The sequence below is a fragment of the Oceanibaculum nanhaiense genome (genome assembly GCF_002148795.1).
In the GTDB taxonomy this organism is placed as follows: Bacteria; Pseudomonadota; Alphaproteobacteria; order Oceanibaculales; family Oceanibaculaceae; genus Oceanibaculum; species Oceanibaculum nanhaiense.
Genome location: NZ_MPOB01000005.1, coordinates 319,348 through 335,650 on the forward strand (window position 1 = coordinate 319,348; position 16,303 = coordinate 335,650).

General features: G+C 67.8%; 13 protein-coding genes. 5 read left to right on the forward strand and 8 right to left on the reverse strand.

The features are described 5' to 3' along the window. Positions 1-66 precede the first annotated feature (66 nt). Both BKM74_RS11235 and BKM74_RS11240 read left to right on the forward strand, forming a co-directional pair. Complete coding sequence (locus BKM74_RS11235) at positions 67-882, forward strand: sulfotransferase family 2 domain-containing protein (RefSeq protein ID WP_086465803.1); 816 nt, start codon at positions 67-69, stop codon at positions 880-882. A 10-nt stretch (positions 883-892) separates the two neighbouring features. Beyond that, on the forward strand, positions 893-1,672 hold the full coding sequence (locus BKM74_RS11240; protein ID WP_176342496.1) for a sulfotransferase family protein: 780 nt from the start codon (positions 893-895) through the stop codon (positions 1,670-1,672). On the opposite strand, the gene BKM74_RS11245 is transcribed toward BKM74_RS11240, so the two are convergent. The 3 genes from BKM74_RS11245 to BKM74_RS11255 form a co-directional block, all read right to left on the reverse strand. Then, a complete protein-coding gene (locus BKM74_RS11245) occupies positions 1,669-2,541 on the reverse strand; it encodes a hypothetical protein (protein ID WP_086465805.1) in 873 nt (290 codons plus the stop codon). The genes BKM74_RS11240 and BKM74_RS11245 overlap by 4 nt on opposite strands. Next, positions 2,534-3,832, reverse strand: a complete 1,299-nt coding sequence (locus tag BKM74_RS11250; protein WP_086465806.1) for a replication-associated recombination protein A — start codon at positions 3,830-3,832, stop codon at positions 2,534-2,536. Before BKM74_RS11250 ends, BKM74_RS11245 begins: the two co-directional genes overlap by 8 nt. Positions 3,833-4,036: 204 nt before the next feature. Beyond that, on the reverse strand, positions 4,037-5,446 hold the full coding sequence (locus BKM74_RS11255; protein ID WP_176342497.1) for a DegQ family serine endoprotease: 1,410 nt from the start codon (positions 5,444-5,446) through the stop codon (positions 4,037-4,039). A gap of 120 nt (positions 5,447-5,566) precedes the next feature. Between BKM74_RS11255 and BKM74_RS11260 the strand changes: the two genes are divergently transcribed. Both BKM74_RS11260 and BKM74_RS11265 read left to right on the forward strand, forming a co-directional pair. After that, on the forward strand, positions 5,567-8,245 hold the full coding sequence (locus BKM74_RS11260; RefSeq protein ID WP_086465808.1) for a helicase-related protein: 2,679 nt from the start codon (positions 5,567-5,569) through the stop codon (positions 8,243-8,245). Then, complete coding sequence (locus BKM74_RS11265) at positions 8,242-8,628, forward strand: RNA-binding S4 domain-containing protein (RefSeq protein WP_086465809.1); 387 nt, start codon at positions 8,242-8,244, stop codon at positions 8,626-8,628. Before BKM74_RS11260 ends, BKM74_RS11265 begins: the two co-directional genes overlap by 4 nt. Here BKM74_RS11265 and BKM74_RS11270 read toward each other — a convergent pair whose 3' ends face one another. The 5 genes from BKM74_RS11270 to galE all read right to left on the reverse strand — a co-directional run bounded on the left by BKM74_RS11270 (position 8,629) and on the right by galE (position 15,076). Continuing rightward, a complete protein-coding gene (locus BKM74_RS11270) occupies positions 8,629-9,642 on the reverse strand; it encodes a KpsF/GutQ family sugar-phosphate isomerase (protein ID WP_407668689.1) in 1,014 nt (337 codons plus the stop codon). 71 nt (positions 9,643-9,713) lie between these two features. Continuing rightward, complete coding sequence (locus BKM74_RS11275; protein ID WP_086465810.1) at positions 9,714-11,174, reverse strand: RimK family protein; 1,461 nt, start codon at positions 11,172-11,174, stop codon at positions 9,714-9,716. Beyond that, the gene (locus tag BKM74_RS11280) at positions 11,171-12,343 is read right to left on the reverse strand and encodes a GNAT family N-acetyltransferase/peptidase C39 family protein (protein WP_176342498.1); all 1,173 of its coding nucleotides are present in this window, start codon (positions 12,341-12,343) and stop codon (positions 11,171-11,173) included. The genes BKM74_RS11275 and BKM74_RS11280 overlap by 4 nt, the downstream gene beginning before the upstream one ends. A gap of 24 nt (positions 12,344-12,367) precedes the next feature. Next, positions 12,368-14,053, reverse strand: coding sequence for an alkaline phosphatase family protein (locus BKM74_RS11285; protein WP_086465812.1), 1,686 nt, complete (start codon positions 14,051-14,053; stop codon positions 12,368-12,370). A 24-nt stretch (positions 14,054-14,077) separates the two neighbouring features. Beyond that, positions 14,078-15,076 (reverse strand): UDP-glucose 4-epimerase GalE, encoded by a 999-nt coding sequence (gene galE, locus BKM74_RS11290; protein WP_245825913.1) that lies wholly within the window; start codon positions 15,074-15,076, stop codon positions 14,078-14,080. 140 nt (positions 15,077-15,216) lie between these two features. On the opposite strand from galE, the gene BKM74_RS11295 reads away from it, so the two are divergent. After that, a complete protein-coding gene (locus tag BKM74_RS11295) occupies positions 15,217-16,302 on the forward strand; it encodes a glycosyltransferase family 2 protein (protein ID WP_086465814.1) in 1,086 nt (361 codons plus the stop codon). The last annotated feature ends 1 nt before the right edge of the window (position 16,303 follow it).

Consider the following 16,303-nt stretch of genomic DNA (forward strand, 5'->3'; position numbering starts at 1 on the left):
GCGGAGCGGGTTAAACCCGGACGCTGAACCGTCACCGATTGCCAACAGCCGGGACCGCCGCCCGCCATGCCTTCCGCCGCCCCCTCCGCGCTGAAAGCGCCGGTCTATTTCCTGCACATCAACAAGACGGCGGGCACCTCCTTTGCCACGGTGGCGCAGCGCGCCTTCCCGGTGGAGCGGACCTGTCCGGCCGGGCTGGTGCCGGAACTGCTCTCCCTGCCGGCGCCGCGGATCAAGAGCTATGACTATTTCCGGGGCCATTTCGGGCTGGGCCTGCCGTCGCTGCTGCCGCGCGGGCAGGCCGAGGCGCTGACCATCTTCACCCTGCTGCGCGACCCGGTGGACCGCGTCATCTCGCAGATCAACGCGCATTTCCGCAATCCGGGCACGGCGCTGCATAAGGCGGTGGTGGAGCGACGCGGCGACGTCAACGCCTGTCTGGCCGAGCCGGAGATCGCGCATATGCTGGCTGACTACCAGACGCGCTCGCTGGGATTGCCGCTCGACCTGGCGGCGCTGAAGATCCAGGGGCCGCCCTTTCGGGGATTGCAGGAACTGACCGCAGAGGCCGCGCGCGGTGTGGACCCGGAGGCGCTGCTGGCGCGGGCGAAGCAGACGCTGGACCGTTGCGCGATGATCGGGCTGGCGGAACGGTTCGACGAATCGGTGCGCTGGCTGGCGCGCTGGCTGGGCGTTCCGCATGACGGCCCGGCGCCGCGCCGCAATGTTTCCGCCTTCAATCCCGATACCGGCAAGCCGAATGCCCTGTCGCGCGCCGACCTGTCGGCGGCGACGATCCACCGGCTGGAGGAGATCAACCGGCTTGACATTGCGTTGTACGAACATGCCACCCGGCTGTTCGAGGCGAGGCGGGCGGCATGACGGGGTCGGCATGAGCGGCAGTCTCTCCTTCCTCGGGCTGGGGGCGCAGAAGAGCGGTTCGACCTGGCTGTATTTCCAGCTCCGCGAGCATCCCGGCCTCTATCTGCCGCCGGTGAAGGAACTGCATTTCTGGGACCGCGACCGCGCGCTCGGCCTCGACTGGTATCGCGCGCAGTTCACCCCGGCGCCGCAGGGCACCAAGGCGGGGGAGATCACCCCGGCCTATGCCATCCTCTCGCATGAACTGATCGCCGAGGTGCGCCGCGAATTCCCCGATATCCGGCTGCTCTATCTCCTGCGCAACCCGGTGGAGCGCGCCTGGTCCGGCGCGCTGATGGCGGTGCCGCGCGCCGAAATGACGGTTGGGGAAGCCTCCGACCGCTGGTTCATCGACCATTTCAATTCCGCCGGTTCGCGCTGCCGGGGCGATTACAAGGCCTGCATGGAGGCGTGGCGGCGCCAGTTCGAGGCGGAACGGCTGCGCTGGTTCCTCTATGACGAGGTGGTGGCTGATCCGCGGTCCGTGCTGGTGGCCTGCGCCGAGCATCTGGGCGTCGATCCCGGCTTCTTCCGCGACCTGCCGGAAGACAGGCTGAACGCCCGCTACAACGAGGGGACGGGCGTGCCGATCCGCCCGTCGCTGCATGCCTATCTGGCGCGGCTGTACCGGCCGCAGATTCTGGCCCTGCAGGACTATCTCAACCGCGACCTGTCGGCCTGGCTGGAAGCCAATGATCGGGCGATGGAGGCGGCACCGCGCCGCTGGCTCGACCGGCTTTTGGGGCGCTAGCTCACCCCGACGATCCAACCCTCGCGGCAGGCCTGCGCTTCGGCATCCTCGGGCAGGGCGAACAGCCGGCCGGTCCGGTCCAGCCAGCGCAGCCCCGCCGCCGAGATCAGCGCGTCGCCATCATGGTCGGAGAAGCTTGCCGGCGCGTCCTGTGCGGGCCCGCTGTCCAGCGCTGCCAGCGCATTGTCCAGCGTGGCACGATCCTTGATCTTCGCGGTATTGCCCAGCGCCTGCCGGCGGAACAGCGTGGGATAGATTTCCGCCAGCACGGCCGGCTTGTCTGCCGGCTCGAACGGCCAGACCGCGACATGGGCAGGGGCCGCCAGCCGGATCGCGCGCAGGGTGCGGATGCCGGCCAGCGCGGCCTTGCCGACCTGTTTCGCGCCGATCAGCTTGAACACGGTTTCGGGATAGGTGGAGGTGGCCGTGCCGCAGGCGGTCTCGGTCCGTCGCTTGTCATTACGCCAGCCGGGTCTCTGCTTGCCGCTGACCCAATAGGAATCGGCGAAATCCGGATGCGTCACCAGCGGGCCAGAATGGAAATCCGGCGCCTCTGCGCTCGCCTGCTCGATCAATTCCCACAGCGCGAAGGCGTCGGCAATGTGTGGCGTGCGGCCCGCCAGATAGCCCTCGCCGGCGATCCAGGGGAAGCCGAAGGCGAAGTCGAAGCCGGCCAGCAGCCGTTCGCCCGCCGCGATGCGCTGGCCGAGCCAGGCGGCGACGGCACCGCGTGTCCAGCGGCCTGCCGGTGGCGCGATCAGGCGCGGGCCCGATCCGTCGGCGCGGCATTCCGCCAGCGCTATGCCGCTGTAGCGGCCTTTCGCGCCGGACCAGTCGATGCCGATATAGGAGTCGAACCGCTCACTCATCGCCGCTCTGGCGCTTGGCGCGCAGCTTCGCCCAATAATCGAGGCGTTTCACCAGCTCGCGCTCGAAGCCGCGTTCCGGCGGGTTATAGAAACGCTGGCGCGGCATGCCGTCGGGGAAGTAGTTCTGGCCGGAAAAGCCTTCCTCGGCATCATGGTCGTACTGGTAGCCCTTGCCATAGCCGATATCCTTCATCATCCGCGTCGGCGCGTTCAGGATATGCATCGGCGGCATCAGCGAGCCGGTCTCCTTGGCCGAGCGCCGGGCGATGCCGAAGGCCTTGTAGCCGGCGTTGGATTTCGGCGCAGTGCCGAGATAGATCACCACCTGCGCCAGCGCCAGCTCGCCCTCCGGGCTGCCGAGGCGCTCATAGGTCTCGGTCCCGGCCATCGCCTGCACGATGGCCTGCGGATCAGCGAGGCCGATATCCTCGACGGCGAAGCGGATCAGCCGGCGGGCGATATAGAGCGGGTCCTCGCCGCCATCCAGCATGCGCGCGAACCAGTAGAGGGCGGCGTCCACATCGCTGCCGCGCAACGATTTGTGCAGGGCGCTGATGAGGTTGTAGTGCCCCTCCCGGTCCTTGTCATAGACCGGGGCGCGGCGCTGGATGGTGGCGGCCAGCCGTGCCGCATCCAGCGGTTCCGGCGCGTGCAGCGCGAACACCTCCTCCGCCAGGTTCAGCAGGAAGCGGCCATCGCCATCGGCCATGGCGCGCAGCGCCTCGCGGGCCTCCGCAGTCAGCGGTACGGCGCGGCCTTCCAGCGCCTCGGCGCGGGACAGCAGCAGCTCCAGCGCCGCATCGTCCAGCCGGCGCAGCACCATCACCTGACAGCGTGACAGCAGTGCCGCGTTCAGCTCGAAGGAGGGGTTCTCGGTGGTCGCGCCGATCAGCGTCACCGTGCCATCCTCGACATAGGGCAGGAAGCCGTCCTGCTGGGCGCGGTTGAAGCGGTGGATCTCATCGACGAACAGCAGCGTGCCCTGCCCGCCGCCCTGCCGGCGATGCTTCGCCGATTCGAACACCTTGCGCAGATCGGCAACGCCGGAGAACACCGCCGACAGCGGCTCGAAATGCAGGTTGGTGCGGTCGGCCAGCAGCCGCGCGATGGTGGTCTTGCCGCAGCCCGGCGGCCCCCACAGGATCATCGAGGCCAGCCGTCCGGCCGCCAGCATCCGCCCGATGGGGGCGTCAGGGCTGAGCAGATGGTCCTGCCCGACCACCTCGCCAATATGGGCGGGGCGCAACCGGTCGGCCAGCGGACGCGGAGCCTGGGATTCGAAGAGCGACATGGCGGCTACTCTAATGCGGTCCGCCCGGCGGGGGAATGGGGGTTCCCTCCTTTGTCATTCCCGGGCTTGTCCCCATGGGCCTCTGGGGAATCCAAGGTTCAGCCTGCTCGGGCGGTCATCCAGCAAGTGGAAGCCTGGACCCCCGCAACAAGTGCGGGGGTGACGGATGGAGTGGATGGCGGGTGAGGGGAGACCTCTTGGCAATTACCCCTGCACCGTGGTTTCCAGCACGCGGTCGCCGCGGCGGATGGAGAGCTGCCATTGCTGGGCGCGGCCGGACAGCGCCTGTTGCAGTTCCTTCACCAGCCCGATCTTGCGGCCATTCACCTGCAGCACGATGTCGCCGGGGCGCAGCGACAGCCGGTCGGCGGGGGAGCCGCGCGCCACGCCGGTGACGATCACGCCCTTGGTGAAGCCGTCCAGCCCCAGCTCCTCGGCATAGGCGGGGTTCAGATTGGCGATTTTGGCGCCGGCGAAGGGATGGGCGCCCTCCAGCACGGTCTCGTTGCGCGCCGGAATTTCCGGCGGCGGCTGCAGGTCGAAGCTGAGTTTCAGTTCGCGGCCCTTGCGCAGCACGGTAAGAATCGCCGTGCCGCCGATCGGCTGGGTGGCGATGCGGTAGCGCAGCGCCTGCGCGTCCTGCAGCTCGATGCCGTTCGCATGGGTGACGACGTCGCCCTGGCGCAGGCCGGCGCGGTCCGCCGGGCCACCCGGATAGACCTCGCCGATCAGCACGCCGACAGGGCGCGGCAGGCCCAGCGCGCTGGCGAGGTCCGCCGTCACGCTCTGGCCGCCAGCGCCGATCCAGGGCCGCGCCGCACTGCCGGTCTCGGCGGCGAGGATGACGGTGCGCACCATGTTCGACGGCACCGCGAAGCCGATGCCGACCGACCCCGCATTGTTGCGCGAATAGATCGCCGTGTTCACGCCGACCAGCCGGCCATCCAGCGTGATCAGCGCGCCGCCGGAATTGCCGGGGTTGATGGCCGCGTCGGTCTGGATGAAGAAGCTGTAATCGGTGATGCCGACCTGGGTGCGTGCGACCGCCGAGACGATGCCGCTGGTCACCGTCTGGCCGACGCCGAACGGGTTGCCGATGGCCAGCACCAGATCGCCGACCTCCACCCGGTCGCTGTCGCCGAGTTCCAGATGCGGCAGTGCCTCGCCATTGGCCTCCAGCTTCAGGACGGCAAGGTCGGTGCGTTCCTCGTCATAGACCAGCGTCGCTGGGAATTCGCGGCGGTCGGACAGCACGACGCGAATCTCGTCGGCGCCGTCGATCACATGATGGTTGGTGACGATCAGCCCGTCCGGCCGCACGATGACGCCGGAACCCAGCGAATTCTGCACACGCTCGCGCGGGGTGCCGAAATTGTCGCCGAAGAAGCGCCGGAAGAACGGGTCGTTGAACAAGGGCGACAGGCGCTGCTGCACCACCTTTCGGGTGAAGATGTTCACCACCGCGGGGGCGGCCTCCTTCACCAGCGGCGCGAAGGAATAACGCAGCGTCTCGGCATCGGGCGGTACCGCGCGCTGCTGTGCAGAGGACGCGCCGGGCGCTATCGCGGCGAACAGCAGGGCAAGGACGAGGAACAGCGGTTTCATCGGGTTCATGGCGGTTATGTAGGATAGGCTTGCCGCCATTGCCAGAGCTGTCAGTCAGGGCCATATGGCACTGGCCTGTAAGGCCCCTTCGATGGCAGGGTGCAGCGGGAACAGCCGAGACAGGTTAGCATGACCATCCAGCCCATTCATCCCGGCAGCAATCCAGGCCAGGGCGGCCCGCGCGTCACCGCCGTGTTGGGGCCGACCAATACCGGCAAGACCTACCTCGCCATCGAGCGGATGCTGGGGCATTCCACCGGCATGATCGGCTTTCCCCTGCGCCTGCTGGCGCGGGAGAATTACGACCGCATCGCCCGCATCCGCGGCGCCGGGCAGGTGGCGCTGATCACCGGCGAGGAGAAGATCGTCCCGCCGCATGCGCGCTATTTCGTCTGCACCGTGGAATCCATGCCGCTGGACCGGCGGGTCTCCTTCCTCGCCGTCGATGAAATCCAGCTCTGTGCCGACCGCGAGCGCGGCCATGTCTTCACCGACCGGCTGCTGAACGCGCGCGGGCTGGACGAGACCATGTTCCTGGGCGCGGAGACCATCCGCCCGCTGCTGAAGCGGCTGATCCCCGAGGCGCATTTCGTCACCCGGCCGCGCTTTTCGACGCTCAGCTATACCGGCTACAAGAAGGTGACGCGGCTGCCGCGCCGGTCCGCCGTGGTCGCGTTCTCCGCCGCCGACGTCTATTCGCTGGCCGAACTGGTGCGCCGTCAGCGTGGCGGCACGGCGGTTGTGCTGGGCGCGCTCAGCCCGCGTGCGCGCAACGCGCAGGTGGAGATGTACCAGGCTGGCGAGGTCGATTATCTGGTGGCGACCGACGCCATCGGCATGGGGCTGAACATGGACCTCGACCATGTCGCCCTGGCGCGGCTCGGCAAGTTCGACGGGCGCGGCCCGCGCCGCCTGACGGCACCGGAACTGGCGCAGATCGCCGGCCGTGCCGGGCGGCACATGACCGATGGCAGTTTTGGCGTTACCGCCGAGGTGGCGAGCATCGAGGAGGAGCTGGTCGAGCAGATCGAAACCCATGCCTTCGAACCGCTGAAGGCGCTGACCTGGCGGGCCAGCCGGCTGGATTATCGCAGCGTCGGCAGCCTGCGCCGCAGCCTGGAGGAACGGCCGCCGCAGCCCTTCCTGATGCGCCAGCGCGATGCCGGCGACATGGCCGCGCTGGAAATCCTGTCGCGCAACGAGGATCTGCTGGCCCGCGCGCAGAACCCGGCGACCGTGCGGCTGTTGTGGGATGTCTGCCAGGTTCCGGATTTCCGCAAGCTACTGACCGATCACCACACCGCGCTGCTGGCGCGGATATTCCTGCAGCTCACCGATGGCGTGAACGGAAAATTGTCGCAGGACTGGGTCGGCAAGCAGCTGGAGCAGATCGACAGCATTCTGGGCGATATCGAGACGCTGGTGGAGCGCATCGCCCATATCCGTACCTGGAACTACATCGCCAATCGCGGCGACTGGATCGACGATCCGGCGCACTGGCAGGAACGCGCCCGCAGCATCGAGGAGAAGCTGTCCGATGCGTTGCATGAGCGGCTGACGCAGCGTTTCGTGGATCGCCGCAGCGCCGTGCTGGTGAAGCGCATGAAGGATCAGGACGAGCTGCTGGCTGCCGTGCGCGCCGATGGCGAGGTGCTGGTGGAGGGCCATGCCATCGGCCGGCTGGAGGGGCTGAGCTTCATCGTTGACGACAAGGCGGTGGGCGACGAGGCGAAGGCACTGCGCACCGCCGCGCGCCGGGCGCTGGCCAGCGAGATGCCGGATCGTGTTCGCCGGCTGGAGGAGATGCCCGATACCGGTTTCCGGCTGATGCCGGACGGGCGCATCGGCTGGAAGCAGCAGGAAGGCGACGAGGCGGCGGTCGGTCGCCTCAGGCGCGGCGATTCCATGCTGAAGCCGCGTCTGGAGGCGCTCGGCGACGATCTGCTGACACCGGCACTGCGCGATCGGGTGGAGACGCGTCTGACGGCCTGGCTGACCGCGACCATTGGCCAGGCGCTGGGTCCGCTGGCCAAGGCGCTGGCGGCGGATGTCTCCGGTACCGCACGCGGCCTGATCTTCCAGCTGGGCGAAGGGTTGGGCAGTCTGCCGGTTGCACCGCTGGCGCCCACGTTGAAGCTGTTGCAGGAGGCTGACCGCAAGGCGCTGGCGCGGCTCGGCGTGCGCTTTGGAACGGAGGCGGTGTTCTTTCCGGCCCTTTTGAAGCCGAAGGCCGTGGCGCTGCGCGCCGTGCTCTGGTCGGTACATACGAATGCACGGCCGATCCCGCATCCGCCGCCCGCCGGCCGTGTCTCGGTACCGGCGGAAGAATTGGAGGCGCCGGAGGGGTTTGTGCCGGCCATCGGCTATATGGCGGTGGGGCCGCGCCTGCTGCGCCTCGACATGGCCGAACGTATCGCCGCCACCGCCCGCCGGTTGCTGCGCGAGGGAGAGGGTGGCTTCCCGCCGTCAGCGGAGATCATGTCGCTGGCCGGCTGCACGGCGGAGGAACTGCCGGCGCTGCTGGCGGCGCTGGGGTATCGCACGGTCGAGCAGAAAACGGAGGATGGTACGGCCATTGTGATCTTCCGCAAGGCGCAGCACCGTCCTAAAAGCGGGCCAAAGCGCAAGCCGCGCGCGAAGGCTGCGGAACCGGCGACGCATCCCGAACGGATGCAGCCTGCGGCCAGGGCGGACCGGCGCAAGCCAGCTAAGGGCGCGAAGCCTGCGCCTAAGCCCGCACCCGCCGCGAAGCGCCCGCAGGCTTTCGACAGCCCCTTCGCCGCGTTGAAGGATCTGATGCGGAAATGAGCGGCGAGACCATCAGGCTCGACAAATGGCTGTGGTTCGCGCGCTTCTGCAAGAGCCGCACGCTGGCTGCCAAGCTGTGCGAGACCGGCAAGGTGAAGCTGGGCGGCAAGCCGGTCGGCAAGGCGAACCAGCCCTTGCGTGTGGGCGATGTGCTGACCTTTCCGCTGGGTCCGCATGTGCGGGTGATCGAGGTGGCGGCGCTGGGCACCAGGCGCGGCCCGGCCACCGAGGCGCGCACGCTCTATGCCGATCTCGCCCCGCCGGAAGCGAAGCCGCCAACCCCGCCGGAGGAACAGTCTCCCGCCGCGCGGGAGCGTGGGGCGGGCCGACCGACCAAGGCTGACCGCCGCGCCACCGACCGGCTCATCGATCCGTTCGAGTAGTCACCCCACGCCGGCCTGCAGCAGGTCGTGGATATGCACGAAGCCCTGCGGCTTGCCATCCTCGCCGACCACGAACAGGCCGGTGATGCGGCGCTCGTTCATGATCGCCAACGCCTCGGCGGCCAGCGCGTCCGGGCGGATCGTCTTGGGGTCGCGGGTCATGACCGCGCCCGCCGTCTCGCTCAGCAGGGTGGGGGCCATATGGCGGCGCAGATCGCCGTCGGTGATGATACCGGCCAGCCGGCCCGCCGCATCGACGATGCCGGCGCAGCCGGTGCCATGTTCGCTGATGCCCAGCAGCACGTCCGACATCGGCGCGTCGGGGCCGCTCAGCGGCAGCCGGTCGAGCCCACGCATCATCGCCTTCACCTTCAGCAGCTGCTTGCCCAGCTTGCCGCCCGGATGGAACACCTGGAAATCGGCGGCGGTGAAGCTCTTGCGCTGCAGCAGCGTGACCGCCAGCGCGTCGCCCAGCGCCAGCATCAGCGTGGTCGAGGTGGTGGGGGCGAGGCCCATCGGGCAGGCCTCCGGGCAGGCCGGCAGCACCAGCGCCGCATCGGACGCCTCGGCCAGCGAGCTGCCGGCGCGCTCGGTCACGCCGATCAGCGGAATCCGGAAGCGCGCGGCATAGTGCAGAATATCGGCCAGTTCCGTGGTGTCGCCGGATTTGGAGAAGGCAATCACCGCATCCTCGGTGCCGATCATGCCAAGGTCGCCGTGGCTCGCCTCGCCGGGATGGATGTAGTAGGCGGTGGTGCCGGTCGAGGCCAGGGTCGCCGCCAGCTTGCGCGCGATATGGCCGGATTTGCCCATGCCGGTGACGATCACCCGGCCCTTGACGCCGGCCAGCAGGTCGGCAGCCTTGCAGAAGGCGCTGCCGAACGGTCCGTCGAGCTGCCGCGCCAGCGTCTCCAGCGCCTGCGATTCGATCTCCAGCACGCGCCTGGCGTGGGCGATGTCCTCGGCATGGAGATCCGTGGGCGCGGCGGTGGTATCGGCGGTCTTCATGGGCATGTCCCGATTGCGGTCTGGGATGAGGATGTTGCGCGACTATATGCGCCTGCCGGCCCACGCGATCAATGGACTCACGCCTCCAGCCGTTTCAGGAACCAGCGCACGAGGCGCTTCCACAGCTCGTCCTTCAGCGCCGAATCCTCGACGCCGGTATCGAGGTTGGGGTTGTCGTTGATCTCGATGACGAAGACGCCGCGCTCGTTCTGCTTCAGATCGACGCCATAGAGCCCGCTGCCGATGAGGCGCGCGGCCTTCACCGCGACATCCACCACTTCCGGCGGCGCCTGCTCGATGGCAAAGCTCTTGAAGCCGCCATGGGTCGCCGGCCCGTCGGCATTGTGCTTCACGATCTGCCAGTGCTTCTTGGCCATCAGATACTGGCACACGAACAGCGGCTCGCCATCCAGTACGCCGACGCGCCAGTCATAGTCGGTCGGCATGAATTCCTGCGCCAGGATCAGGTCGGATTCCTCCAGCAATTCGCGGCTGATCTTCTTCAGCTCGGCCCGGTCGCCGGCCTTGTGGACGCCACGGCTGAAGGACCCGTCGGGGATCTTCAGCACCATCGGATAGGCCAGCTCACTCTCCAGCTCCTCCAGGCTCTTCATGGCGTTGACCACCACGGTCTTCGGCGTCGGCACCTTGTTGGCCTTCAGCAGCTCCGCCAGATAGACCTTGTTGGTGCAGCGCAGGATCGAGGTCGGATCGTCGATCGCCGGCATGCCTTCCAGCTCCGCCTTCTTGGCGAAGCGGTAGGTGTGGTTCTCGATGGTCGTGGTTTCGCGGATGAACAGCGCGTCATATTCGGCGAGGCGCAGATAGTCCTTCTTCTCGATCAGCTCGACATCCACGCCCATGCCCTCGGCGACGCGGATCAGCTTCTTCAGCGAGGAGGGATCGGAGGGCGGCAGCTCCTCCTTCGGGTTGTACAGCACCGCCATGGTGTATTTCGCCGGCGCGCGGGTCTTCGGCTGGCGCCAGCCGGCGCGGGTGTACTGGTCCAGCGCCCAGTTGAACAGGGTGTGCTGGTCTTCGTCGAGATCGTCGATGCCGAGCGCGCTGATGCCGGTGATCTTCAGCCATTCGCCATGCCGGACCGTGACTTCCAGCAGCGGGCAGCGGAAGCGGTCGAACACATGCCGGGCGAAGGCCTGGAAACGGCTGTCATAGGGATAGCCGAAGGCGATGCGCAGCCGGAAGGATTCGCCGGGCGGGTTGACCAGCCGCTTCACCCGCCGGTTCAGCTCTTCCTCCAGATCGGCGATCTCGCCGGAATACAGACTGCGCTGGCGCAGCTGCAGGATGGTATCAACCGTCGGCAGCACCCGGTGGCTGCGCGCCTCGGCCAGCAGCGAGCAGTAATAGCCCTGGGAGAGATAGGCATAGCTGCGCGACAGGTTGATGATCTTGGGGTGCTGCAGCTTCAGGCTCTGCGGCAGGGCGATATAGTCGCGCGTGCGCAGGATCGCGCGATCCTCCTCCATGCCGGTGAAATCGGCCCGGCGGTCAACGACAATGACCCAGTCGCTCATGAACCCTTTTGCTCCCGTCGCTTCAGCACGATGGCGGCACGCAGATCGTTGCGGCCATACCGCGCCATTGTCTCGAATTCGCGTTTCGGTATCGGCATGTTGGCCTTATCGGAGATCAAATCCAGATGGTCGGGATCGACCAGCGGATCGTGGGCATAGATGAAACGCTCGTCCTGCGCATGCACCACGATCCAGTGCGGCACATTCTCGCGATACATGCGGTAGAGGCTAATCAGAACGATGGGAATGGCGCCCTGTTCCAGCGCCACCGTCATCTCCTCCAGCGTCAGCGCGCGCTGATGCACCGCGATGTCGGTTTCCGCCATCTGTTCGGCGAATTCGTCGGAGACCAGCTGGATGACGCGCTTCTTTTCCGCGCTGCGCACGGTGTCCAGGAAGAACGGCGCCTCGCTGTTGACATAGAGATCGACCGCGAAGCCGCGCCGGTGCGCCGCCAGCGCGATGCCATAGGGGCCGCAGCCGCCATGGCCCGACGACATGAAGATCGAGGTCGCCTCGCGCCAGAGCTGCAGTTCCAGGCGCTGTCCCAGCTCGGTCGCCGGCTCCAGCGCCTTCATCGCCATCATCAGGGCGGCGGGGCCGCAGGTGAAATCCGTGGTCTGGCTGTAATAGGGCACGCGGGTTTCCGGCGGCACCACATAGGGGCGCAGCCGCTTCTGGTAGCGCAGCGCCTCGCTGTGATCCTCGTAATAATCGAGATAGCGCCCGAATCGGCGATAGCCCGCCGCCTCGTACAGCCGGGTGGCGGCCCGATTGTCGGGCCGGACCTCAAGGCGCATCAGCCAGGCATCTTCCTCGATGGCGGCCTGCTCGGCGGCCAGCAGCAGCGCCTGGCCGACACCCTGGCCGCGCGCCGCCGCCGCGACCGCCAGCGAATAAATCCGCGCCAGCGAGGTGCCGCGCCGGAACAGCGCCAGCACATAGCCCAGAAGATGGCCGTTCTTGTCCTCCGCCAGCAGGCAGGCGGCATGGGCGCGCGTCAGCAGGTACTGGAAGTTGCGGCGGGTCAGCCGGTCGGTCTCGAAACTGCGTGTTTCCAGCTCCAGCAACGCGTCGATATCTCCGACCGTCGCCGGGCGGATCGCGGGCGAGTCGGGCAATGGGGGCAGGGCACTTGCGGCGGACACGATATCGGTCGGCAACGCCATTAGATTGCAGGAATATTTCTATATTTAGTTGGATTGCCGGGCCGCGTCCAGTTCAACCGGGGCCGTCCTGTCCTGCGCGATCCGCCGGTCGTCCAGCGGGCTGAAGGAGTCCACCAGAAAATCGCGGAATGCCGCCATCGGCCGGCGCGGCGCGGCGGGGTCGGGGATCATGCCCGGACGGAAGTCCCAGTCGAGGAAGGGGCGCAGCAGGGCGGGATCGCCGCTCAGCACATGCACCGGCACGGCGCGGGAGCCGGTATCGCCGGCGATGAAGCCGGGCGGCTGGTGGTCGCCCAGCAGGATCAGCAGCGTGCGGTCATCGGCATGGCGTGCGGCATAGGCTTGCAGTACGGCCAGCGCCCGGTCCAGTGCCACCGCATAGGCCAGGCGGATGCGGCCGGTATCCTGCCAGAGCGCCTCCGGGTCGCCGCCCTCCCGGGGCAGATCTCGGAACAGCGATCCGTCGCCCAGCCGCTCCCAGTCCTCGACCAGCGGCGCCAGCGGCGTGAAGGGGGCGTGGCTGTCGATCAGCGAGAATTTGGCGAAGACCGGCGGGCGCCCGCCCGGCGGCAGGCGGCGCTCATCCTGCTCGAAACGATGCAGCGTGTACTGGTCCGGCATGGTCTTCCAGCCATAGGCCGGGCCTGCATAGCCCATCTCGCCGGCGGTCAGTGTCGCGTCGAAGCCGAAGAAGCCGCCGGCCGGCCAGGGCCGGGTGATGGCGGGCTCATAGGCGATGGTGCGGTAGCCGGCCTTCGCGAAATAGCGTTCCAGCGTGCGGCGGTTTCCGGTGGTCAGCAAATCGTAGCGCTGCTGGCTGTCGATGGTGAGGCCGGACAGGACCGAGGCATGGGCCAGCCAGGACTGGCCGCCCGCCATCGGCGCCACCAGCCAGCCCGACACCGCCTGCAGGCCGGCGGCCTCCGCCGTCGCGGCGAAACGCTCCAGCCGGGCCGTGATGCGCGGAGCGTAGAGCGGGTTGGTGAGCGCGCTTTCGCCATAGGATTCGACAAAACCCAGCAGCACGTCCGCGCCCTTCAGCCCGGCCAGCAGCCGGTTGCGGGGGATATCCTGCAAACTGTCCTCGGCCTCGGCGGCGCGGAAGGCAGGTTCGCTCGTCTGCAGCTCGCGGTATTGCGTCCATTGGCTGACAAGCGCCACGCCGGCGCTGGTCGAGGCCGGCCAGTAGGTGCCGAAATAGTCGGGACGTTCGCGTTGCAATGTCTGCACGGTGACGCCGGTCAGTGCCAGCAGCAGCGCCACGGCCTTCACGCCGGGATGCCGGCCCAGACGCTGTACCGACCGCGCCGCCCGCAGGACAAGCCCATAGGCAGCCACCGGCAGCAGAAAGAGGCCCAGCAACGCCGCCAGCCCGCCCCACAGGCCGAAGCTGCCGATGGCGAGGTCATGCAGCGCGCGGATCAGCGGCAGGTCGAGGGCCAGATTCAGGGGCCGGTTCAGTGCCAGCCGGACCATCAGGTCGCCCAGTGCCAGCACGGTAACCAGCGCCGCCAGCGCTGCTGCCAGATGCCGCGCCCGCTTTCCGCGCAGCGCCGGCACCAGCGCAAGGGCCGCCAGCACCGCCAGCGCTTCGACCGAGAAAGCGACCAGATGCGTCGGCCAGTAGGTAGGCATGCGGAACGGCAGCGCCACCAGCCAGGAAAGGCCGAGGGCGAGCAGCAGGTAGGACAGAACGGGCATCAGGGGCATGGCGGACCGGCTTTGGCGGAAGTCTCAGCCGGGGCGTTTGCGCTCCCACGCCCAGGCATGCTCGACGATGGTATCTAGGTCGCTCATCGTTGGTTCCCAGTTGAGCACGCGCTTTGCCTTGGCGATATCGGCGACCAGCCGGGCCGGGTCGCCCGGCCGGCGCGGACCGTGACGGACCGGCAGTGCCTTGCCGGTGACCCGCTCCACGGTTTGCAGCACCTGCAGTACGGAACGGCCCTCGCCGCCGCCCAGATTGAAGGCGCCCGACTCGCCGCCGTCGCGCAGATGCTCCAGCGCCAGCATGTGCGCCCGGCACAGATCCAGGACATGCACATAGTCGCGGATGCAGGTGCCGTCCGGCGTGTCGTAATCGCTGCCGTTCACCACCATCTCCGCGCGCTTGCCGAGTGCCGTGTGCAGCGCCAGCGGGATCAGATGGGTTTCCGGTTCATGCCGCTCGCCCAGCCGTGCCCCGGGATCGGCCCCGGCGGCGTTGAAATAGCGCAAGGCCGCCCAGCGCAGCCCGTGGCTGTCGGCGCGCGCTGCCAGCGCCTGCTCGACCAGCAGCTTCGATTCGCCATACGGGTTGATCGGCTTTGTGGGGTGATCCTCCGGGATTGGTATGGTTTCCGGCTCGCCATAGATCGCGGCGGTGGAGGAGAACACCAGCGGCGGCGGCACATCCCGCGCGGTCAGCACATCGAGGAACACCAGCGTGCGCCGGTGATTATTCTCCAGATAGCGCTCCGGTTCGCGCACCGACTGGCCGGCCTCAATGAGGGCCGCGAAGTGGAGAACGGCATCGGGCCGCCCCTCGTCCAGCAGCCAGCCGACCAGCGCCGCGTCGCCGATATCGCCGGTGACCAGCCGCGCGCCACTGACCGCGACCGCCTCTTCATGGCCGCTGACGAGATTGTCCAGGACCACGACATCATGTCCGGCCTCTGCCAGCATCAGCGCCATCTGGCTGCCGATATAGCCAGCGCCGCCGGCGATCAGGATATGCTGCTTCGTCTTCGCCACGGTGGCTCCCGCCTTGTTCTTTTTGGCACTTCCCTTTAGCACAGGGCGCAACCCGGTACCCCTGCCGACTTGACGGGAGGAAGCCGCCGGAACAGTGTGCCAGTCAAGTTTCGATCAACAAAAAGCAACATAACCGCAAGATGCCTCAAGCTGCCGTCGCCATCATCACGCGGACCAAGGACCGCCCGCTGTTGCTGCGCCGGGCGGTGGAGAGCGTGCTGGGCCAGACCCATGCCGGCTGGGTGCATGTGATCGTCAATGATGGCGGCGATCCGGCGGCGGTGGAGCAGGTGGTGGCGCCGCAGGCGACGCGCTATGCCGGGCGGCTGATCCGGGTGGACAATCCGCACTCTCTGGGCATGGAGGCGGCGTCCAACAAGGGTATCGCCGCCAGCGACAGCCGCTATCTCGTGATCCATGACGATGACGATAGCTGGGAACCTGCCTTCCTGGAAAAGATGACGGCGCTGCTGGAGGCGAGCAAACCGCCGGTCGCCGGTGCGATCTGCCATAGCGTGCTGGTGCGCGAAGCCATTGAGGGCGAGACGGTCACGGAAACGGCGCGGGAGGATTTCAACACCGACCTGCTTGCCGTCTCGCTGGCGCAGATGGCGGTGCGCAACCTGTTCCCGCCGATCTCGTTCCTGTTCCAGCGGGCGGCGCTGGACGCCGCCGGTGCTTTCCGCGAGGAGCTGCCGGTGCTGGGCGACTGGGATTTCAATCTGCGCTTCCTGCGCCATCATGAGATTGCCGTGCTGCCAGAGAAGCTCGCCTTCTGGCACCACCGCATCGCTGCCGGGGGCGCTGACTATGCCAACAGCAGCATGGAGGACGGCGCCGCGCGCCATGCCCGCCACGATACCTTGATCCGCAACGAATTGCTGCGTGCCGATATGGAGGCCGGGCGGGTGGATATCGGCTTCCTCGCCAACTTCGCGGCGGCCTCGCGCGATATCGTGCCGGGGCATCTGCTGGAGGAACGCCTGCCACCCCCGGCGCGGGCCACGCTGGACGGGCTGCGCGACGATCTGCGCCTGACCGGTGACAGGCTGCGTCAGGCCGAGGCGGAAATTACGCAGCTGCGCGCCGCGCATGCCGATCAGCAGGGCGTGATCGCCGGCCTGAACCGGCAGATCGAGACGATGTACCGCTCGACCAGCTGGCAGGTGACGGCGCCGCTGCGCTTCGCCAGGCGCCTGGCGAAGCGCCTGACCGGCAGGAGCTAGA